Here is a 21,273-nt window from a genome sequence, read left to right as displayed (position 1 = left end):
CAGGTCAGACCAGCCCGCGAAGGGCGGTCTGACCTGCTCGGTTTTTAGCCCCGCGCCTATACCCGCTATCGTGGTGCGGTATGCCTCCATCCGGATGACCGGTTGGCGGCTGAAAACTCTCACTAGGACCCGGAGAGAGCAATGCCTCCCAAGAAGAAGAAGATCACGGGGCTTATCAAGCTCCAGATCAAGGCCGGTGCGGCCAACCCGGCTCCGCCGGTCGGCCCCGCGCTCGGTCAGCACGGCGTCAACATCATGGAATTCTGCAAGGCCTACAACGCCGCGACCGAGTCGCAGCGTGGCATGGTCGTGCCGGTGGAGATCACGGTCTACGAGGACCGTTCCTTCACCTTCGTCACCAAGACTCCGCCGGCCGCGCGCCTCATCCTGAAGAGCGCGGGCGTGGAGAAGGGCTCTGGCGAGCCGCACAAGACCAAGGTCGCCAAGCTGACGCGTGACCAGGTCCGCGAGATCGCCACGATCAAGATGCCCGACCTGAACGCCAACGACATCGACGCCGCCGAGAAGATCATCGCCGGCACCGCGCGTTCGATGGGCATCACGGTCGAAGGCTGATTCAGCCACCCCAGCACGACAGTGGTAGGACCAAGCGCTGGTCCGCACCACGACTCCACGCCTGAAGTCACAACACAGGAGCAGAAGTGAAGCGCAGCAAGACTCTCCGCGCTGCGGACGCCAAGGTCGACCGGGAGAAGCTCTACGCCCCGCTCGAGGCCGTCCGTCTCGCCAAGGAGACCTCCGCGACCAAGTTCGACAGCACCGTCGAGATCGCCTTCCGCCTGGGTGTCGACCCGCGTAAGGCCGACCAGATGGTCCGCGGCACCGTGAACCTCCCGCACGGCACCGGCAAGACCGCCCGGGTCCTGGTCTTCGCGACCGGTGACCGTGCTGCGGCCGCGGTGGCCGCCGGCGCCGACATTGTCGGCGACGACGAGCTGATCAACGAGATCGCTAAGGGCAACCGCCTCAACGAGTTCGACGCCGTTGTGGCCACCCCGGACCTCATGGGCAAGGTCGGCCGCCTCGGCCGCGTGCTCGGTCCCCGTGGCCTCATGCCGAACCCGAAGACCGGCACCGTCACGATGGACGTCGCCAAGGCTGTCACCGAGATCAAGGGTGGCAAGATCGAGTTCCGCGTCGACAAGCACTCGAACCTGCACTTCATCATCGGCAAGGTCTCCTTCTCCGATGAGCAGCTGGTCGAGAACTACGCGGCGGCCCTGGACGAGATCATCCGTCTGAAGCCGTCCGCCGCCAAGGGCCGCTACATCAAGAAGGCCGCCCTCAGCACCACGATGGGCCCCGGCATCCAGCTGGACTCCAACCGCACCCGGAACCTCCTCGTCGAGGAAGACCCGGCCGCTGTCTGATCCGGCCTCTGCCTGATCGGACCACCGAGTGGTTGAACGGGCCCTTCGCCCCCTTCCGGGGGCGAAGGGCCCGTTTTCTTTTACCGCCGAGTAAGGTCGGGCCTTGATCGAACAGAAGCACATCAGGGGTGGGGGACTCCATGCTCACGTACCGGAAGAGGGCCGCGGGGGCCGCGCTGGCGGGCGTACTGCTCCTGGCCGGGGCGACGGCCTGTGAGGGCGGGAAGAAGGACGGTACGGGCAAGGCCGCGGCGCCTTCGCCGGCCGACCGGCGTCCGTCCGGGCGGACCGCCGACGCGAAGGACGTCGAGGCGCTCACGACGGCGTACGGGAAGACCGCGGCCGCCAAGTCCGCGAAGGTCCGCATGGCGGTCTCGGTACCGCAGTCCTCCGGCGGCGCCGGAGCGCCCATCGAGACGACGGGCGTCCAGGGCTGGGACCCGGGCGTCGTGGACCTCACCGTGAAGGGCGCCTCCGCACCCGGGCTCGGCTCCGGGTCCATGCGCGTGATCGGCCTCAAGGACGTGAGCTACGTACAGCTGCCCGCCGACTCGCCCCTGGCCTCCGGCGGCAAGCGCTGGGTGAAGCTCGACCTCAAGGAGGCCGGCGGGACCACCGACGTGCTGAGCAAGCTCGGCGGGCTGGGCGACGCCCCGCGGCAGGGCCAGGACCCGGCCAGGCAGCTGGCCCTGATGATCAGCTCGCCGGACCTGAAGCGCGTGGGCACCGAACAGGTGGCGGGGGCGGACGTCGAGCACTACGCGGGCACCCTGACCGTCGACGAGTTGCTCGCGGCCAAGGGCTCCAACGCGGTGCTGACCCCGGAGGACCACGGGAAGCTCGTCGCGGAGATGCGCGCGGCAGGGATCCAGGGCTACACCTTGGAGGTCTGGCTGGACGGGGCCGGCCTTCCGGTCCGCACGAAGACCGTCGCGCACACGCCCGGCGGGTCCGACGCCCCTCACAAGAGGTTCGACGTCGACGCCTCCTACTCGGAGTACGGCGCCGCGGTCACCGTGCAGGCTCCGCCGGAGAACGAGACCGTCGACCTGTTCGGGATGCTCACGAAGCTCGGGGAGGGCGCGTGAACCGGACGGCAAGGAAGCGGGCCGCCGCCGCGCTCGCGGGCGCGGCCCTGCTCGTGGGCGGCCTCACCGCCTGCGACGGCGGGGCGAAGGCCGGCGCGGGCGGGGGTGCGGCCGAGGAGGGCGCCACGGCTGGGGCGGCCCGGGCGCCGTCCCCCGTGGACGCGGTGAAGGCGTCCTGGCTCAAGACGGCGGCGGCGAAGTTCGCGACGGCCGAGATGTCCGGCACGGACAGCGACGGCAAGACCACCACCCAGGCCGGCACGAAGGGCTGGTACCCGTCGGCCCACGACCTGAAGATCAAGGGCCCCACGTCGGAGTCCCGCTCCGTCATGACGGACGACGTGATCTACACCGAGCTCAAGAACCCGATCGACGGCAAGCCCTGGATGAAGCTGGACCTGGCCTCGGGAGGCAAGCCCGGCGTGCGGATGAACGAGGACCCGGCGGAGTACCTCGCCCTGCTCCTGGGCCAGCCCAAGGTCGCCCTGGTCCCCGCGACGGCCACCGACACCCCCGGGTCCCGGCACTACCGGGCCGTCCTCACCGGCGCGGACCTGCAGGCGGCCGACGAGTCCACCAAGGTGATGCCGGAGAAGGACCGCCGGTACCTGCACGAGTCCGTGAAGCACCTCACGGTCCTGGAGACGGACGTGTGGATCGGCAAGGACGGCTTCCCCGCGCGCGTCGTCACGGTGGGCAAGGACGACAAGGGCACCTCCAGCACCACCGCCACCTTCGACGGCTTCGGCCAGGTCGCGCCGGTGAAGGCCCCGCCGGCCGACCAGGTCGCCGACTTCGACGCGGTGCTGAAGGGCGGCTCCTGAGGGGCGGCTCCGGAGGCGATTTGCCTCGTCCGGGCGCCTTCGCGTACGCTTCCGGAGAAGCCAAAGACCGCTGGTCGTTGCCGTGCTCGAAAGAGGACGGTGGCCGAAGGATTCGCTGCGAGCGGACGTCCTGCGCAGGTGTTCGAGGAAAGTTCCCGGAATTTCATTTCGGTTGAGCCGTGCCCCGTGCGCCATGCGCCGGGGCGTTTTGTTTGTCCAGCCCCTTCTGAGCGGTCCTCATCACCCGGAAGGAGGCCGACGCTCTATGGCAAGGCCCGACAAGGCTGCTGCGGTAGCCGAGCTTGAGGACCAGTTCCGCAGCTCGAACGCCGTTGTGCTGACCGAGTACCGGGGTCTCACCGTTGCGCAGCTCAAGACGCTGCGTCGTTCGCTCGGTGAGAACGCCCAGTACGCCGTGGTGAAGAACACGCTGACCAAGATTGCGGCCAACAACGCCGGGATCACCTCGCTCGACGACCAGTTCACCGGTCCGACGGGCGCCGCCTTCATCACCGGTGACCCGGTGGAGTCGGCGAAGGGTCTTCGTGACTTCGCCAAGGAGAACCCGAACCTCATCATCAAGGGCGGTGTCCTTGACGGTAAGGCGCTGACCGCCGATGAGATCAAGAAGCTCGCGGACCTCGAGTCCCGCGAGGTTCTGCTCAGCAAGCTGGCCGGCGCGTTCAAGGGCAAGCAGTCCCAGGCTGCCTCGCTCTTCCAGGCGCTGCCGTCGAAGTTCGTCCGCACTGCGGAAGCGCTTCGCGTCAAGCTCGCCGAGCAGGGCGGTGCCGAGTAATTCGGCTCGCGCACTGATCTACGCCGCCTAGTGCGTGGGTCGTAGCGGGCCGTTACGCCCGCCTCTCAATACATCCGGCACCTGCCGAATTAGTGGAAGGATCGCCCATCATGGCGAAGCTCTCTCAGGACGACCTCCTCGCCCAGTTCGAGGAGATGACCCTCATCGAGCTCTCCGAGTTCGTGAAGGCCTTCGAGGAGAAGTTCGACGTCACCGCCGCCGCGGCCGTCGCCGTTGCCGGCGTTGCCGGTCCGGCCGCCGTTGAGGCCGAGGAGGAGAAGGACGAGTTCGACGTCATCCTCACCGGTGCCGGCGACAAGAAGATCCAGGTCATCAAGGTCGTGCGTGAGCTGACCTCCCTGGGCCTGAAGGAGGCCAAGGACCTCGTCGACGGCACCCCGAAGCCGGTCCTCGAGAAGGTCAACAAGGAGGCCGCTGACAAGGCCGCCGAGGCCCTCAAGGCCGCCGGCGCTGGCGTCGAGGTCAAGTAACACCTCTGGGGCCCTCTGAGGCCCCTCCAAAGGGCGATCACCCGTAAGGGTGGTCGCCCTTTGGCGTACCCCCAGTGCCTGACTTGCCCTGGTCTCGTTGGGGAGTAGGGTGATCATCGTTGCCCCGGTGCGGGGTCCGCGGATGATCCGCTCGGAGCACGGGGCCTTGACGAACGGCCAGCGGCGCGCAATTCTCAGAGCCGTCGCCAGCTCGGCCGGGTCGATCCCGGATTCGAGGCATGGATCGACTACGAAGAGGGCAGTACTGATACGCGCTCTGTGTACGAGGGTCGCAGCGTTGGTGTTGGTTTGAACGAGTTGGGGAAGGCCTGTTGCCGGTTTCCGGAAACCTGGTCTGGACATCAGTGAGCCGAGTGGCTACACTGACCCTTTGCGCTGCCTGTTAGCTGACCCCTGCCCGTCGCCAGGGTCATGCCCACGCTTGAGCACACCTGATTGATACGCCCCGACCTGGTCTTTTGGCCAGCTGGGGAGAGTCTGTCTTCTGTGTCGGCTGGGACCGGTACGCGCGTAGTGAGTCCGAGCCCTCGGAAGGACCCCCTCTTGGCCGCCTCGCGCAACGCCTCGACCAATACGAACAACGGTGCCAGCACCGCCCCGCTGCGCATCTCCTTTGCAAAGATCAAGGAGCCCCTCGAGGTTCCGAACCTCCTGGCGCTGCAGACCGAGAGCTTTGACTGGCTGCTCGGCAACGCCGCCTGGAAGTCTCGCGTCGAGTCGGCGCTTGAGAGTGGACAGGACGTCCCCACCAAGTCCGGTCTGGAAGAGATCTTCGAGGAGATTTCGCCGATCGAGGACTTCTCCGGGTCGATGTCGCTGACCTTCCGCGACCACCGTTTCGAGCCGGCGAAGAACTCTGTCGACGAGTGCAAGGAGCGCGACTTCACGTACGCGGCGCCGCTCTTCGTCACGGCCGAGTTCACGAACAACGAGACCGGTGAGATCAAGTCTCAGACGGTCTTCATGGGCGATTTCCCGCTCATGACCAACAAGGGCACCTTCGTCATCAACGGCACCGAGCGTGTCGTCGTGTCGCAGCTCGTCCGTTCCCCGGGCGTCTACTTCGACTCCTCCATCGACAAGACGTCCGACAAGGACATCTTCTCCGCCAAGATCATCCCGTCCCGGGGTGCCTGGCTGGAGATGGAGGTCGACAAGCGCGACATGGTCGGCGTCCGCATCGACCGCAAGCGCAAGCAGTCCGTCACCGTCCTCCTGAAGGCTCTCGGCTGGACCACCGAGCAGATCCTCGAAGAGTTCGGCGAGTACGAGTCCATGCGCGCCACCCTGGAGAAGGACCACACCCAGGGCCAGGACGACGCGCTGCTCGACATCTACCGCAAGCTGCGTCCGGGCGAACCGCCGACCCGCGAGGCCGCTCAGACGCTGCTCGAGAACCTCTACTTCAACCCGAAGCGCTACGACCTCGCCAAGGTCGGCCGCTACAAGGTGAACAAGAAGCTCGGCGCCGATGAGCCGCTGGACGCCGGTGTGCTCACCACCGACGACATCATCGCGACGATCAAGTACCTCGTGAAGCTCCACGCGGGCGAGACCGAGACCATCGGTGAGTCGGGCCGTTCGATCGTCGTCGAGACCGACGACATCGACCACTTCGGCAACCGTCGTCTGCGCAACGTCGGCGAGCTCATCCAGAACCAGGTCCGCACGGGTCTGGCTCGTATGGAGCGCGTCGTGCGCGAGCGCATGACCACGCAGGACGTCGAGGCGATCACGCCGCAGACCCTGATCAACATCCGGCCGGTCGTCGCCTCCATCAAGGAGTTCTTCGGCACCAGCCAGCTGTCGCAGTTCATGGACCAGAACAACCCGCTGTCGGGTCTGACGCACAAGCGTCGTCTCTCGGCGCTGGGTCCCGGTGGTCTGTCCCGTGAGCGGGCCGGCTTCGAGGTCCGTGACGTCCACCCGTCGCACTACGGCCGCATGTGCCCGATCGAGACCCCCGAAGGCCCGAACATCGGTCTGATCGGCTCGCTCGCCTCCTACGGCCGCGTCAACGCGTTCGGTTTCGTGGAGACCCCGTACCGCAAGGTCGTCGAGGGCGTCGTCACCGACGACGTCGACTACCTGACCGCGGACGAGGAAGACCGCTTCGTGATCGCCCAGGCCAACGCCGGCCTGAACGACGAGATGCGCTTCACCGAGAACCGCGTGCTGGTCCGCCGTCGTGGCGGCGAGATCGACTACATCGCCGGCGACGACGTCGACTACATGGACGTCTCCCCGCGCCAGATGGTGTCCGTCGCGACCGCGATGATCCCCTTCCTGGAGCACGACGACGCCAACCGTGCCCTCATGGGCGCGAACATGATGCGCCAGGCCGTTCCGCTCATCAAGGCGGAGGCCCCGCTCGTCGGCACCGGCATGGAGTACCGCTGTGCGGTCGACGCCGGTGACTCGATCAAGGCGGAGAAGGACGGTGTCGTCCAGGAGGTCTCGGCCGACTACGTCACCGTCGCCAACGACGACGGCACGTACACCACGTACCGCGTCGCCAAGTTCTCCCGCTCGAACCAGGGCACCTCGGTCAACCAGAAGGTCATCGTCAACGAGGGTGACCGCATCATCGAGGCCCAGGTCCTCGCCGACGGTCCTGCGACCGAAGAGGGCGAAATGGCCCTCGGCAAGAACCTGCTCGTCGCGTTCATGCCCTGGGAAGGTCACAACTACGAGGACGCGATCATCCTGTCGCAGCGCCTCGTGCAGGACGACGTCCTCTCCTCGATCCACATCGAGGAGCACGAGGTCGACGCCCGTGACACCAAGCTGGGCCCCGAGGAGATCACCCGGGACATCCCGAACGTCTCCGAGGAGGTCCTCGCGGACCTCGACGAGCGCGGCATCATCCGCATCGGTGCGGACGTCGTCGCCGGCGACATCCTGGTCGGCAAGGTCACGCCCAAGGGTGAGACCGAGCTGACCCCGGAGGAGCGCCTGCTCCGCGCGATCTTCGGTGAGAAGGCCCGCGAGGTGCGTGACACCTCGCTCAAGGTTCCTCACGGTGAGATCGGCAAGGTCATCGGTGTCCGCGTCTTCGACCGCGAGGAGGGCGACGAGCTTCCCCCGGGCGTGAACCAGCTGGTCCGCGTCTACGTCGCCCAGAAGCGCAAGATCACCGACGGTGACAAGCTCGCCGGCCGCCACGGCAACAAGGGTGTCATCTCCAAGATCCTTCCGATCGAGGACATGCCCTTCCTTGAGGACGGCACGCCGGTCGACATCATCCTGAACCCGCTGGGTGTCCCGTCCCGAATGAACCCGGGACAGGTCCTGGAGATCCACCTCGGCTGGCTCGCCAGCCGCGGCTGGGATGTCTCCGGTCTCGCGGAGGACTGGGCCGAGCGTCTGAAGGTCATCGGCGCCGACCGCGTCGAGCCCGGTACCAACGTCGCCACCCCGGTGTTCGACGGTGCCCGCGAGGACGAGCTCGCCGGCCTGTTCGAGCACACCATCCCGAACCGCGACGGCGACCGCCTGGTCCTCCCGTCCGGTAAGGCGCGCCTGTTCGACGGCCGCTCCGGTGAGCCGTTCCCGGACCCGATCTCGATCGGGTACATGTACATCCTCAAGCTGCACCACCTGGTCGACGACAAGCTCCACGCGCGTTCGACCGGTCCCTACTCGATGATCACGCAGCAGCCGCTGGGTGGTAAGGCGCAGTTCGGTGGCCAGCGCTTCGGTGAGATGGAGGTGTGGGCGCTTGAGGCTTATGGCGCCGCTTACGCCCTCCAGGAGCTGCTGACCATCAAGTCCGACGACGTCACCGGCCGCGTGAAGGTCTACGAGGCCATCGTCAAGGGCGAGAACATCCCCGAGCCGGGCATTCCCGAGTCCTTCAAGGTGCTCATCAAGGAAATGCAGTCGCTCTGCCTCAACGTGGAGGTGCTGTCCTCGGACGGCATGTCCATCGAGATGCGCGACACCGACGAGGACGTCTTCCGCGCGGCGGAGGAGCTCGGTATCGACCTGTCCCGGCGAGAGCCGAGCAGCGTCGAAGAGGTCTGACGGGCCTGACGGGGGGCTCGCTCAAGAGCCCCCCGTCATCCCCGGGACCGTTCAGACCATGATTGAGACTCGACCCCGAAAGAGGGATTGACGCACAGTGCTCGACGTCAACTTCTTCGACGAGCTGCGGATCGGCCTTGCCACCGCGGACGACATCCGAACCTGGTCGCACGGCGAGGTCAAGAAGCCGGAGACCATCAACTACCGCACCCTCAAGCCCGAGAAGGACGGACTCTTCTGCGAGAAGATCTTCGGTCCTACCCGGGACTGGGAGTGCTACTGCGGCAAGTACAAGCGTGTCCGCTTCAAGGGCATCATCTGTGAGCGTTGTGGCGTCGAGGTCACGCGCGCCAAGGTGCGCCGTGAGCGGATGGGCCACATCGAGCTTGCCGCTCCCGTCACCCACATCTGGTACTTCAAGGGCGTCCCCTCGCGCCTGGGCTACCTGCTGGACCTCGCGCCGAAGGACCTTGAGAAGGTCATCTACTTCGCCGCGTACATGATCACGTTCGTCGACGACGAGCGCCGTCAGCGCGACCTGCCGTCGCTGGAGGCCCACGTCTCCGTCGAGCGCCAGCAGATCGAGAACCGCCGTGACGCGGACCTCGAAGGCCGGGCCAAGAAGCTCGAGACCGACCTGGCCGAGCTTGAGGCCGAGGGTGCGAAGGCCGACGTGCGCCGCAAGGTGCGCGAGGGTGCCGAGCGCGAGATGAAGCAGCTCCGTGACCGCGCCCAGCGCGAGATCGACCGCCTCGACGAGGTGTGGAACCGCTTCAAGAACCTCAAGGTCCAGGACCTCGAGGGCGACGAGCTGCTCTACCGCGAGCTGCGCGACCGCTTCGGTACGTACTTCGACGGTTCGATGGGTGCCGCGGCGCTGCAGAAGCGCCTGGAGTCCTTCGACCTGGAGGAGGAGGCCGAGCGCCTCCGCGAGATCATCCGTACCGGCAAGGGCCAGAAGAAGACCCGTGCGCTCAAGCGCCTCAAGGTCGTCTCCGCGTTCCTGCAGACCAGCAACAGCCCCAAGGGCATGGTTCTGGACTGCGTCCCGGTCATCCCGCCGGACCTGCGTCCGATGGTGCAGCTGGACGGTGGCCGCTTCGCGACCTCCGACCTGAACGACCTGTACCGCCGTGTGATCAACCGCAACAACCGCCTGAAGCGCCTTCTCGACCTCGGTGCCCCCGAGATCATCGTGAACAACGAGAAGCGCATGCTCCAGGAGGCGGTCGACGCCCTCTTCGACAACGGCCGTCGTGGTCGCCCGGTCACGGGCCCCGGCAACCGTCCGCTGAAGTCCCTGAGCGACATGCTCAAGGGCAAGCAGGGTCGATTCCGTCAGAACCTCCTCGGCAAGCGCGTGGACTACTCCGCGCGTTCCGTGATCGTCGTCGGTCCGCAGCTGAAGCTGCACCAGTGTGGTCTGCCCAAGGCCATGGCGCTGGAGCTCTTCAAGCCGTTCGTGATGAAGCGCCTGGTCGACCTGAACCACGCGCAGAACATCAAGTCGGCGAAGCGCATGGTCGAGCGCGGCCGCACGGTCGTCTACGACGTCCTCGAAGAGGTCATCGCCGAGCACCCGGTCCTCCTGAACCGTGCGCCCACGCTGCACCGCCTCGGCATCCAGGCCTTCGAGCCCCAGCTGGTCGAAGGCAAGGCCATCCAGATCCACCCGCTCGTCTGCACCGCGTTCAACGCGGACTTCGACGGTGACCAGATGGCCGTGCACCTGCCGCTCTCCGCGGAGGCGCAGGCCGAGGCCCGCATCCTGATGCTGTCCTCGAACAACATCCTCAAGCCGGCCGACGGCCGTCCGGTCACGATGCCGACGCAGGACATGGTCCTGGGTCTGTTCTTCCTGACCACCGACGGTGAGCTCCGTGACGTCAAGGGCGAGGGCCGTGCGTTCGGCTCCACCGCCGAGGCGATCATGGCGTTCGACGCCGGCGAGCTCGCGCTGCAGTCGGCCGTCGACATCCGCTTCCCGGTGGGCACCATCCCGCCGCGCGGCTGGGTGGCGCCGGTCGCCGAAGAGGGCGAGCAGGAGTTCCAGCCGGGCGACAGCTTCCGTCTGAAGACGACCCTGGGTCGCGCGCTCTTCAACGAGCTGCTGCCCGAGGACTACCCGTTCGTCGACTACTCGGTGGGCAAGAAGCAGCTCTCCGAGATCGTCAACGACCTGGCGGAGCGCTACCCCAAGGTCATCGTGGCGGCGACGCTCGACAACCTGAAGGCGGCCGGCTTCCACTGGGCGACCCGTTCGGGCGTCACCGTGGCCATCTCCGACGTCGTCGTTCCCGAGGCGAAGAAGGAAATCGTCGCGGGCTACGAGGCCAAGGACGAGAAGGTCCAGAAGCAGTACGAGCGCGGTCTGATCACCAAGGAAGAGCGCACTCAGGAGCTCATCCAGATCTGGACGCAGGCGACCAACGAGGTCGCCGAGGCGATGAACGCGAACTTCCCCAAGACGAACCCCATCTTCATGATGGTTGACTCGGGTGCCCGAGGAAACATGATGCAGATGCGACAGATCGCCGGTATGCGTGGTCTGGTGTCGAACGCGAAGAACGAGACCATCCCGCGTCCGATCAAGGCGTCCTTCCGTGAGGGCCTCACCGTTCTGGAGTACTTCATCTCCACGCACGGTGCCCGTAAGGGTCTGGCGGACACCGCCCTGCGTACCGCCGACTCGGGTTACCTCACCCGTCGTCTGGTGGACGTCTCGCAGGACGTCATCATCCGCGAGGAGGACTGCGGCACCGAGCGCGGCCTCAAGCTCAAGATCGGTGTCAAGGACGAGGCGGGTGTCCTCCGCAAGGCGGACGACGTCGAGACCTCCGTGTACGCCCGCATGCTGGCCGAGGACGTCGTCATCGACGGCAAGGTCATCGCGCCGGCGAACGTGGACCTCGGCGACGTGCTCATCGACGCCCTCATCGCGAACGGCGTCGAGGAGGTCAAGACCCGCTCGGTCCTGACCTGCGAGTCCGCGGTCGGCACCTGTGCCTTCTGCTACGGCCGCTCGCTGGCCACCGGCAAGCTGGTCGACATCGGTGAGGCGGTCGGCATCATCGCCGCCCAGTCCATCGGTGAGCCCGGTACCCAGCTGACGATGCGTACCTTCCACACCGGTGGTGTGGCCGGTGACGACATCACGCAGGGTCTGCCGCGTGTCGTCGAGCTCTTCGAGGCCCGTACCCCGAAGGGTGTCGCCCCGATCTCCGAGGCCGCCGGCCGCGTGCGGATCGAGGAGACCGAGAAGACGAAGAAGATCGTCATCACGCCCGACGACGGCAGCGAGGAGACGGCCTTCCCGATCTCCAAGCGCGCCAAGGTCATCGTGCACGAGGGCGACCACGTCGAGGTGGGCCAGAAGCTCACCATGGGTGCCACCAACCCGCACGACGTGCTGCGCATCCTCGGCCAGCGTGCCGTCCAGGTCCACCTGGTCGGCGAAGTCCAGAAGGTCTACAACTCGCAGGGCGTGTCGATCCACGACAAGCACATCGAGATCATCATCCGGCAGATGCTGCGCCGCGTGACGATCATCGAGTCCGGCGACGCGGAGCTCCTGCCGGGCGAGCTCGTCGAGCGCTCGAAGTTCGAGACCGAGAACCGTCGCGTGGTCACCGAGGGCGGTCACCCCGCCTCCGGCCGTCCGCAGCTGATGGGTATCACCAAGGCCTCGCTGGCGACTGAATCCTGGCTGTCGGCCGCCTCCTTCCAGGAGACGACCCGAGTCCTGACGGATGCGGCGATCAACGCCAAGTCCGACAGCCTCATCGGCCTCAAGGAGAACGTCATCATCGGTAAGCTCATCCCGGCCGGTACGGGTCTGTCCCGTTACCGCAACATCCGGGTCGAGCCCACCGAAGAGGCCAAGGCCGCGATGTACTCGGCCGTCGGCTACGACGACATCGACTACTCGCCCTTCGGCACCGGCTCCGGCCAGGCGGTCCCGCTGGAGGACTACGACTACGGCCCGTACAACGGCTGAGTCGCAGCAGAGCAGTAACCGCAGGGCGGTCACCCGAGAGGGTGGCCGCCCTGCGGCGTTCCCGGGGTCTGTCGGAGGTGCCGCTGGAGGTGGTGGAGGCGGGTGCGGTGGTCGGGGTGGGAGGCGAGCAGGCGGGACAGCCGGCCGGTGCCGTCCGCGCCTCCCTTCGCCTCCTCGGCCAGTACCCCGTGCAGCACCTGGGCCAACATCGGGCCGAAGCCCAGCACGGCAGCATGCGCGTCGGCACGCAGTTCGGCCCGTCGGCCCACGGCGGCGGTCAGGTACGGCAGCGCGAGCAGCAGGAGGGGCAGTCCGTAGGTCGCGGTCAGTGTGGCGAAGGCGAGCCAGCCGAGCAGGAGCACCAGGACCACGGCCACCGGGTAGGAGAATCCGCTGGTGACGCGGACCAGCCTGACGGTGCCCGCGGCCAGCCCCCGCCAGGCCAGCCGGCCCGGCAGCGCGTACCACCAGGTGAGCAGCCCCGACCAGGTGTGGCCCCGGGTGTGGTGGCCCAGTTCGTGGGCGAGTACGGCTGCCAGCTGGCCGGTCGGCAGCTGCTCCAGCGCTCGCCGGGTGACGGCGACGATGTGGCCGGCCGCGGCGAGTGCGTTCAGGCCGTCGCTCTCCTCGATCCACAGCTCGTAACGGGCCCCGTCGATCCCGGCACGGGCGGTGACCTCGCGCCAGACGGGGGCGAGCGTGGCCAGCTCGGCCGGGAGCGGGTGCTGGAGGCCGAAGAAGTGACGGGCGAGGAACCGCTCGCTCGGCCGGTGGAAGACGAGGGCGCCGGAGCAGAGCCACAGGCTCGCGGGCAGCCAGGCCGGCGGACCCAGCCAGGCCTCCAGCAGCATGCCCGCCCCGGCCACCACGAGGAGGCTGGTCAGGAACCCGGGAAGGTGGAGGGCGAGCCGCCCCCAGACCGTGGCGTCCGCGGACCGCTGGCGGGCACGGAGGTGGATCCGGGTGCCGGGGGCGTTGCGGTAGTCGAGGTCGTCGACCGGAGCCCGGGACTCCTGGGGGATCCCCGGTGTGGGCGGGGTGGTCACGAACCCGCCTTCGGGCCGGCGGGCGGGAACGGCCGGCGGCCGTAGCCGGGAGGCGGATCCGAGGGGGCCTTCTCGGAGGACGGCCGGCGGGGGCCCGGCGCCAGGGCCTCGTTGATCTGGTCGAACATGAGCTGCCGGGTGGCGCGCAGTTCGTGGGCCTCGGCCCCCTCCTTTCCGAGCAGTGCCTTGACCTGTTCGAGCCGCGAGGCCAGCAGGTCGAGCTGGTTCTTGTGCATGCTGTCCAGCGCCAGCCTGGTGTCCTGGGGGTGCTGCGCCAGGTGCAGGGCCCAGGCCTCCACCCCGCCCTGGGCGAGGTGGTGCTGGTAGAAGGCGATCCGCTGGGCCTCGTATCCCTGGAGTTCCATCCGGTGCCGGGCTTGCTGGAGCTCCCGCTCGTGCTCGGTGTTGGCCGGGTCGCGGCGCAGCCGGACGGTCCAGTCGGTCCGCAGGCCCGCGCCCTCGCCGAGCGGTTTGCCGTGCCCGACCTCGAGGAGCAGGGCGTCCTCGGCGGCGGCGCTGCACGCGATGGGGAAGCGCCGGGCGACCGGGCGGGCGGCCCGCTCCAACTCGCCGGTCAGCAGACGGGGGACGTCACGGCAGCCGCTGCGGACGTACCGTGCGGGATCGACGACCTGCCACGTGAGTTCGACGGACACCTCGAATTCGTGGGCGTCGTTGTCGCTGGGCAGGGCGAACTCTGCGCGAAGCGGGTGGACGCCGGTGTCCACCTCGTACACGGCGGTGAAGCGCCTGGTCGTGCCCGGCCTCTCCGGAGGCATGAAGGGCTCGTAGGTGCCCTGGGCGGACACGTAGACGAGGGCGTGGTCGATCCGGGTCCGTGCCCTGCGGGACAGGCCGAACCGGCCGAGCTGCTGGACGGTGACGACCGCGTCGGTCAGCTCCGTGTTCCGATGGGCGTGCTGGTCGAAGTCGTACATCGTGCGGGCCTTCCCTTCAGACGGACACGGGCTGGTCGAGGGCGTCGCGCAGCCGGGCGGCGACCGCGGGGTGCGGACCGCCGTCGTCGCCGCCGGGCGTGCGCAGGAGGTGGTCGAGCCGGGAGTGCTCACCGGGCGAGCCGGCCAGGGCGGGCAGCAGCGCGGCCAGGGCCCATTCGGTGGCCTCGTCCCGGTCCGCGTCCCGGATCCAGCCGCGCAGTACCTCCTCGGCCTGCCCGGTGTGGGCGCGGTCATCGAGCGCGGTGCGCATGAGGCGGGTGATTCCGGGCGCGGTGGGGGCGCCGGCGTCCGCTGCCCGCGCGTACCAGTCCAGGATCTGGGGGCGTCCGTGCCCGGCGTCCTCGTCGCGCTGCTCGCAGGCGGCGAGGAAGCCGCGCACGGCCAGGCCGCGGGCGGAGCGGTGCTCGGACAGGGTGCGCAGGAGCTCCGTCAGGACCGTTTCGGCCCGGTCGGAGAGGAGCAGCAGGCCCACCGACGCCGGGAGCTCTTTGGCCACGGCCGCGTCGGGGGTCGGCTTGCCGTCCTGCAGGCGGGCCTGGCGGCGCAGGGCGGCCAGGGCTTCGACGGGGCGCTCGGCCCCGATCAGCCCGTGGGCCCGTACCGCCACCCAGCAGGGCCTCGGGTCGTCGGCGTTCGCGCTCCAGCCGTCGATGATGCGGGGGATGTTGGGGGTGCCGATCCGGTGGGCGAGGGTGAGCGCGCTGACGGCGGCGGTCCGCCGCCGGGCCTGGTCGGAGTGCGCCCACTTCTCGATGATCAGGGCCATCGCGGACGGCAGGTCGGTGGAGGCGAGCACGGCGGCGGTGGCGGCGGCCCGGGTGCGGACCAGGGGGCGTCCGTCGTTGGCCAGGTCGTCGAGCCACCCGACGAGGGCGGGGCGGGCCGCGGGATGGCCGGTCCACACTTCGGGCAGGACGACCATGGCGGCCCGCTCGTCCGTGAAGCGGGCCTTCACCTGGGTGACGGGACCCCATTCGGTGTCCTCCTCAGCGGTGTACATCAGGGCCCGGGCGAGTTCGAGGCGCTTGCCGATGTGGGTGCTGAAGACAGGGATGACCACGTGCCGTTTGGGGTCGCCGATGCGCTGGAAGGCCTCGTACAAGCGGTCGCTGAGCTCCGCGGTCAGTGCGTACGGACCCCCGTCGAAGGCGGCCAGCGCGATCAGGAAGGCCTTGTCCCGCAGGTGGACGATCTCCTCGGGCTCGGCGAACCACTCCTGCACCTGGTCCTTCAGCGCGCGCAGCGGGTAGCCGTCGAGCTCTTCGCCGGAGGCCTGCCCCGTGGCGTAGCGGAGTAACGCGGTCGCGTATCCGACGACCTCGCGGAGCTGGGGCTCACGGGAGAGGAACGTGGCGACCGAGGGCAGGGCGAGCAGGGACCGCGCGGCTCCTTCTCCGGCGTCGCGGGTCACGTGGGCCGCCAGGACGGCCCGCCGCGGCGGCGGCTTCCAGGCTTGCGCGTGGATGGAACCGTCGAGGTAGGCGCCCAGGCCGGTCGTGATGACCAGGTGGGCGTCCTGCTCGCGCATGAGGTCGCGCAGGGCGTTGAACTGGGCCTCGCGCAGGGGTGCGTCACGGGTCGTGGCGAGGTCGCACAGCACGTAGCCGCCGGCCCTGCCGGGCGGATCGAACAGGGCGGCCAGCTCTCCGGGCCCGGTGGTGTTGTCCAGGACGTGCACGGGTGCGGCGCCGACGCGGCGCAGCAGCATCAGCGCGGCGCTCCGGCGGCCGGTGAACGGGGCGCCGGTCAGTACGAGGACCCGCTCCTTGCGGAGGCGGTCGAGCAGGTCCTCGAAGCGGGTGGATTCGGTGACGAACGCTCCGGCCAGGCGGTCCAGGGTTCCGGCGGTGATTTCGCCGGAGACGGGGCCGGCGCTGCCGAAGCCGCCGAACCGGTAGTGGATTTCCGTCTTGACGTCGCCGATGATCTGGCCGGCGGAGATCCCGTTGTTGGTGCCGTCGAACCGCATCGAACTGGGTGCGTGGGAACGGAGGTCGCGGCGGGTGGCCCAGGGCTGCTGGGCCTCCTCCTCCGGGCTGTCCCTGCCCGCCTCCTTGGCCTCGGTGCCCTCCTCCGGGGCGCGTTCCGGCTGGTCGGCGGAGGGCGGCGGCTGTTCCGGACCCGTGGTCATCGGCGCTCACCGAAGGTGATGCCGCCGTGGACCACTCCGGCCTGGACCCCGTTGTTGGTGCCCCCGAAGTGGACCTCCGTCGTCGGAACGCTCTCGGGCGCGGGGGAGGACGCGGGGGAGGACGCGGAAGCGGGTGACGGGGCGGCCGACGGCGCGGCGGCGGGGGGCGCCGCGGCCGCCCCCTGGGGGAGGGGGCCGTGCAGCCAGGCGGTCAGCGGCCCGTTCTTGCTGGGCACGGTGATCTCGCGGAACTCCGCGGAGGGGACACCGGGGTGTTCGTGCCGCACGATCCCGCTGTACACCGCCTCCGAGACGCAGAGCGCGTAGTCGTCGTGGCGCTCGCGCAGCGCGGCCCGCAGGGTGTTCCCGTCGAGGAGACGACAGGCCTGGTTGAGGTCGCTCCCCACCCAGCCGTCGTACTCGTCGATCATCACGTACCCGGTGGCCAGGACGGCCCGCAGCCGGATCTGCGCCGAACTCGCGGCGAGTCGGTTCACCGACCGCAACTGTGCGGGGGCCTCCGTCAGCAGGGCGCGCAGCAGGGTGTTGACGGGTACGGAGGAGTCGATCAGTTCCATGATCGCGTCGCCTCGGTCGGCGCGCAGCCGCAGGGTCTGGTCGACCCCGGCGGCCAGCAGGGTGCGGTCCACGACGCCGTAGAGCATCCGGCGCAAGTAGGCCTGCTGGACGTCGTCACGGTCGCTGAAGCGCTCCGTGTCGACGAGGAGGAAGGTGCGGTGAAGCGGGTTGCTCATGGTCGCCTCTCGTGGTGGGTCCCTGCGGTGACAAGAGAATGGGGCAGGCGGGCGCGCCGCCGAGAGGGCGGATGACGCACCCGGAGTGTGACGGTGTGCACTGAGCGGGAGGGGCGGGGCGGGTCAGTCCGCGTCCGGTGACTCGGCGATGCGGCGCAGTACGTCCGGACGTACGATCACCAGCGCGCGGCGGCCGGTGAGCACGACCCCGCGCTCGCGCAGCTCCTTGAGCTGGCGCTGGACCATCTCGCGCGAAGCCCCGACGGCCCCGGCCAGCTCCTGCTTGGTCAGGGGGACGGCCACCTCCACGCCCTCCGCGGTGCGCCGGCCGTGTGTGCGGGCGAGGTCCTGGAGGAGGACGGCGAGCCGCTCGCGCACGCTCATGGCCGCGAACTCCAGCCGGCGGCGGTCGGCCGCCCGGGTGCGGTCCGAGGTGAGGGCCAGGAGCTGCAGGGCCGCGCCAGGGGCGCCGGCGAGGAAGGTGCGGAAGCGCTCGTGCTCGATGGCCACGGCGCGCACCGGTTCGAGGGCGGTCACGGTGGCGGAGCGGGGGCGTCCGGTCAGGGCGGCGGATTCGCCGATGATGTCGCCCGGGCCGCGCAGGGCGAGCAGGGCCTCGTAGCCGTTGGCCGCGGAGGCGGTGACTTTGGTCCAGCCGTGGAGGATCAGCAGGACATGGGCGGCGGGTTCGTTCTGGTGGATCAGGGTGGCCCGGGCCGCGAAGGGGATCTCGCGGCCGAGAGCGCGTAACGCGGCGCCCTCCTCGTCCTCCAGCCGGGCGAGGAAGGGGACCCGGTCGTCCAGCCCTCCGTCGCCCGTGAGATGTGCCGCCGCCATGCGCGCCCCCCCGGTCGTCAAAACGGTCAATGTAGTGGCCACGGGGGGTGCGCGGAGGGAGAACGGGCGGATTACGGGGTGCCGCGGCGGCGGCGGAGGCGGGTGGTGAGCGGGACTGCCAGGAGGGTGAGGAGGGCCAGGGCGGCGGCTGCCAGGCCCGGGGTGAGGCCCTTGGGGGTGAAGGTGCAGGAGACCTTGTCGGTGCCCGGGGTGAGGGGGACCGCGAGCAGGCCGTGGAAGGGGCGGACCGGGGCGCTGCACTGCCAGCCGGGGACGGCCGTCATCGCGAGGACGGCGGTGCCGGTGGAGTCCTTCGGGAGGGTGGCCTCGATGGTGTGGCCGCCCGCGGTGACCTTCGTGGCGCCGGTGGCGGTGAGGTGGCCGACCGCCTTGTCCAGGGCGGCGCGGTCCAGGCACCCGATGGGGTGGGCGCCCGCGGTGGCGCCCCGGGTGTGGGTGTCGACGGTGACCTCCAGGCGGCCGGACGCGGGGACCGGGCCCAGGGGGAGGACGCCGCTCATGCGGTCCTCCAGGGTCCGCCGGGTGGCTCCGGCGTGGAGGGTGCCGTAGAGCTCGGGGGAGTACCAGTAGGCCTCGGAGCCGGGGGTGCACTGGGCGGCGTACGTCTGCGCGGTGGGGGTGCCGCCGCGGGTGACCTCGGGGACCTCGTAGACGGTGGCGCCGAGGACGGTCTCCTGGCGGGCGTAGACGCTGTCCGCGGGGTGGGGGGAGGTGTACGGGGTCGCGGGGCGGACCGTGACCAGCGGCGGGGCGGGGGAGCGGGTGGCCGTCCAGGTGCCCGGGGAGGTGCCGGGGCGGACGTGGGCCCCGATGGAGAAGATCGCGTCGAGCACCGGGTTGTCGGCGCCGAAGAAGGTCCGGCCGTCGTTCTTGAAGCCGTAGCCGAGGGGTTCCAGGGCCTGGTACGTGGCCTCCGGCAGGTAGCTGCTGTAGTACTGCGGGCCCTGTGCCCGCAGGGCGAGGCCGTCGTTGTACGAGGTCTGCGGCGCGCCGGAATCCGTCCGGTAGGCGGGCCAGCCGTCCACCCCTCGGACGGCCTTCCAGTGGTCGCTGATCGACCGGCTGGAGGTGGCGACCGGCTTCGCCCAGTGTTCGCGGGCCCGGCGGGCGTCGGCGTTGGCCGCGGCGACCGTGGACTCGGCGAAGACCACGCCGACCATGAGGACCGCGGCGACGGGGACGAGGTGGCGGCGCCTGTCGCCGAGCGCGAGCAGGGTCAGGGCGAGCAGGGAGACGGCTCCGCCGCCCAGGACGGCCGGCCAGGTCCAGCCGCCGAAGTCGTCGGTGTGGCGCAGCACGAAGGTGGCCGTGACCAGGAGGGCGGCGGCCAGAGCCAGGTGCAGCGGGCGCGGCCGGTTGGCCAGCGCCAGCCAGGCCACGATGACCACCATGCCGCTGAAGACGAAGGCCTCGCGGTACGGATTGCCGTTCGGGACGGCCAGCCCGTGCCACACGTACTGGGTCGGCGGGAACTGGAAGGAGGCGACGACCAGCAGCGTCGCCGCGGCCCACACCAGGCGGGTCTTCTTCGCGATCGCGGTGTTGAAGAGGAAGCTGCCCGCCAGGATCAGCCCCAGCGAGGCCACGTACAGGCGCGGCCGGCCACCCCACAGGTGGGTGGCCGGGAGCATTCCGGCGAGGAAGACCTCGATGCGGACGGGGTCGAAGGCGGCCGCCTTGGTGGGCTGCGCCGCCCCGCTGGACAGGAACGACGGCAGGAGCAGCGGCAGGGTCAGCAGGATGCCCACCACCGTCGCGGAGGCGGCCCGCCACAGGGCGCGCAGGCGCTGCGCGCCGGTCAGGTCCAGGGTGATCAGGCGGACGGCCAGCAGGACGCAGGCGGCCATCGTGGCCATCATGGCGGTGTAGAAGTTCCCGAACCACGCGAGGGCGACGAACAGGGCGACGCCCGGCCAGCGCCGCTGCTCCAGGCACCATTCGACGGCGATGCCGAGGAGCGGGAGCGCGACCAGGCCCCACAGCCACATCGGGATGTACGAGGCGTCGCTCAGCGCCCACCCGCACAGCCCGTACACGGCCCCGAGCACGCCCCGCTGCCACCAGGGGCCGGGCTGGAGCTTGCCGAGGTAGACGGTCATCAGCGCGGCGGCCGCGCCCATGGTGACCGGGGTGATCGCGAAGACGGCCAGGTCCACGTGTGCGCGCGGGACGAGGACGGCGAGCCAGGAGAAGGGGTTGCCGAGGTAGGTGTAGTAGTCGGACAGGAACTGCTGTCCGAAGCCTCCGCTCCAGCTGAACAGGACGTCGCCGGAGGCCTGGCCGTGGACCAGGTCCCACAGGGCGCGGTGGAAGGGCACGTACTGGTTGGCCTGGTCGTTGATGGCCCGGCCGGTGTTGCCGAAGGGGAAGCTGCCGCGGGCCACCCAGGCCGCGCAGAAGGCGCCCGAGGTGACGAGGAAGGCCAGCAGGGGCCCGTAGAGGCGGGTCAGGCGCCCGCCGAGGCGTGGTGGCCCGGGGGTCCGGCCGCCGTCCGGGGGCGGGGTGTCCGCCGTCGTCGGCTCCGAGGTGACCGTCCCCAATGTCCTGCTCCTGGCGCTCGTACGTGTTTGTCTGACTCGCTGGGATTCGCTGGCAGTGTAGTTCGCCCCGCTCTACCACGCGGGTGCGAAGAGCGCACGTCCACCCCGCCTCGGGAGCCCGGCGCCCGTGCGGCGCCTGAGCTGTGCGGTCGTACGGGCCGGAGCGGTGCGGCTTATGTTTTGACCGGAGTGGATGCGGTGGGTACGCTCAGACCTTGTGCCTGGGGTGTGCCTGGGCTCCCGTGCGTGTCCATCAACCGCACGCGAGCCGCATCGGCCACCGCGATCCATGCGTTTCCGTGCTTGCACGGAGGTCCGCCGGATCCGACACACCCGACCGCGTGGGTCGG

General features: G+C 69.5%; 14 protein-coding genes. 8 read left to right on the top strand and 6 right to left on the bottom strand.

Annotated elements, in window-relative coordinates; all coding sequences use genetic code 11:
• Positions 1-141: 141 nt before the first annotated feature.
• The 8 genes from rplK to ACEPPI_RS07490 all read left to right on the top strand — a co-directional run bounded on the left by rplK (position 142) and on the right by ACEPPI_RS07490 (position 12,634).
• Positions 142-576 carry a 50S ribosomal protein L11 gene (rplK, locus tag ACEPPI_RS07525; protein WP_267012789.1) on the top strand — a complete coding sequence of 145 codons (435 nt, stop codon included), beginning with the start codon at positions 142-144 and terminating at the stop codon, positions 574-576.
• Between the two features lie 86 nt (positions 577-662).
• A complete protein-coding gene (rplA, locus tag ACEPPI_RS07520; RefSeq protein ID WP_373914433.1) occupies positions 663-1,391 on the top strand; it encodes a 50S ribosomal protein L1 in 729 nt (242 codons plus the stop codon).
• Between the two features lie 140 nt (positions 1,392-1,531).
• Entirely contained in the window at positions 1,532-2,479 is a 948-nt protein-coding gene (locus ACEPPI_RS07515; protein ID WP_373914432.1) for a hypothetical protein, read from the top strand.
• Positions 2,476-3,303: a hypothetical protein gene (locus ACEPPI_RS07510; protein ID WP_373914431.1), complete on the top strand. Its 828-nt coding sequence runs from the start codon at positions 2,476-2,478 to the stop codon at positions 3,301-3,303. The genes ACEPPI_RS07515 and ACEPPI_RS07510 overlap by 4 nt, the downstream gene beginning before the upstream one ends.
• A 265-nt stretch (positions 3,304-3,568) precedes the next feature.
• Positions 3,569-4,099: a 50S ribosomal protein L10 gene (rplJ, locus tag ACEPPI_RS07505; protein WP_266574556.1), complete on the top strand. Its 531-nt coding sequence runs from the start codon at positions 3,569-3,571 to the stop codon at positions 4,097-4,099.
• 110 nt (positions 4,100-4,209) lie between these two features.
• Positions 4,210-4,590, top strand: a complete 381-nt coding sequence (gene rplL, locus ACEPPI_RS07500; protein WP_373914430.1) for a 50S ribosomal protein L7/L12 — start codon at positions 4,210-4,212, stop codon at positions 4,588-4,590.
• A gap of 564 nt (positions 4,591-5,154) precedes the next feature.
• Positions 5,155-8,637 (top strand): DNA-directed RNA polymerase subunit beta, encoded by a 3,483-nt coding sequence (rpoB, locus tag ACEPPI_RS07495; protein ID WP_356218064.1) that lies wholly within the window; start codon positions 5,155-5,157, stop codon positions 8,635-8,637.
• A gap of 97 nt (positions 8,638-8,734) precedes the next feature.
• Positions 8,735-12,634, top strand: coding sequence for a DNA-directed RNA polymerase subunit beta' (locus tag ACEPPI_RS07490; RefSeq protein ID WP_356218062.1), 3,900 nt, complete (start codon positions 8,735-8,737; stop codon positions 12,632-12,634).
• A gap of 29 nt (positions 12,635-12,663) precedes the next feature.
• Here the strand turns inward: ACEPPI_RS07490 and ACEPPI_RS07485 are convergent, their stop codons facing one another.
• The 6 genes from ACEPPI_RS07485 to ACEPPI_RS07460 all read right to left on the bottom strand — a co-directional run bounded on the left by ACEPPI_RS07485 (position 12,664) and on the right by ACEPPI_RS07460 (position 20,923).
• Positions 12,664-13,680, bottom strand: a complete 1,017-nt coding sequence (locus ACEPPI_RS07485) for a M48 family metalloprotease (RefSeq protein WP_373914429.1) — start codon at positions 13,678-13,680, stop codon at positions 12,664-12,666.
• On the bottom strand, positions 13,677-14,618 hold the full coding sequence (locus ACEPPI_RS07480) for a hypothetical protein (protein ID WP_373914428.1): 942 nt from the start codon (positions 14,616-14,618) through the stop codon (positions 13,677-13,679). The genes ACEPPI_RS07485 and ACEPPI_RS07480 overlap by 4 nt, the downstream gene beginning before the upstream one ends.
• Before the next feature lie 16 nt (positions 14,619-14,634).
• Positions 14,635-16,770, bottom strand: coding sequence for a hypothetical protein (locus ACEPPI_RS07475; RefSeq protein WP_373914427.1), 2,136 nt, complete (start codon positions 16,768-16,770; stop codon positions 14,635-14,637).
• Positions 16,767-17,525: a hypothetical protein gene (locus tag ACEPPI_RS07470; protein ID WP_373914426.1), complete on the bottom strand. Its 759-nt coding sequence runs from the start codon at positions 17,523-17,525 to the stop codon at positions 16,767-16,769. Before ACEPPI_RS07470 ends, ACEPPI_RS07475 begins: the two co-directional genes overlap by 4 nt.
• Positions 17,526-17,648: 123 nt before the next feature.
• Complete coding sequence (locus tag ACEPPI_RS07465) at positions 17,649-18,362, bottom strand: Crp/Fnr family transcriptional regulator (RefSeq protein WP_373914425.1); 714 nt, start codon at positions 18,360-18,362, stop codon at positions 17,649-17,651.
• A 71-nt stretch (positions 18,363-18,433) separates the two neighbouring features.
• Positions 18,434-20,923, bottom strand: a complete 2,490-nt coding sequence (locus tag ACEPPI_RS07460; RefSeq protein ID WP_373914424.1) for a YfhO family protein — start codon at positions 20,921-20,923, stop codon at positions 18,434-18,436.
• Positions 20,924-21,273 lie beyond the last annotated feature (350 nt).

The organism is Streptomyces sp. AB3(2024) (genome assembly GCF_041862025.1).
GTDB lineage: Bacteria > Actinomycetota > Actinomycetes > Streptomycetales > Streptomycetaceae > Streptomyces.
This window is presented reverse-complemented; position numbering and strand designations above follow the sequence as displayed.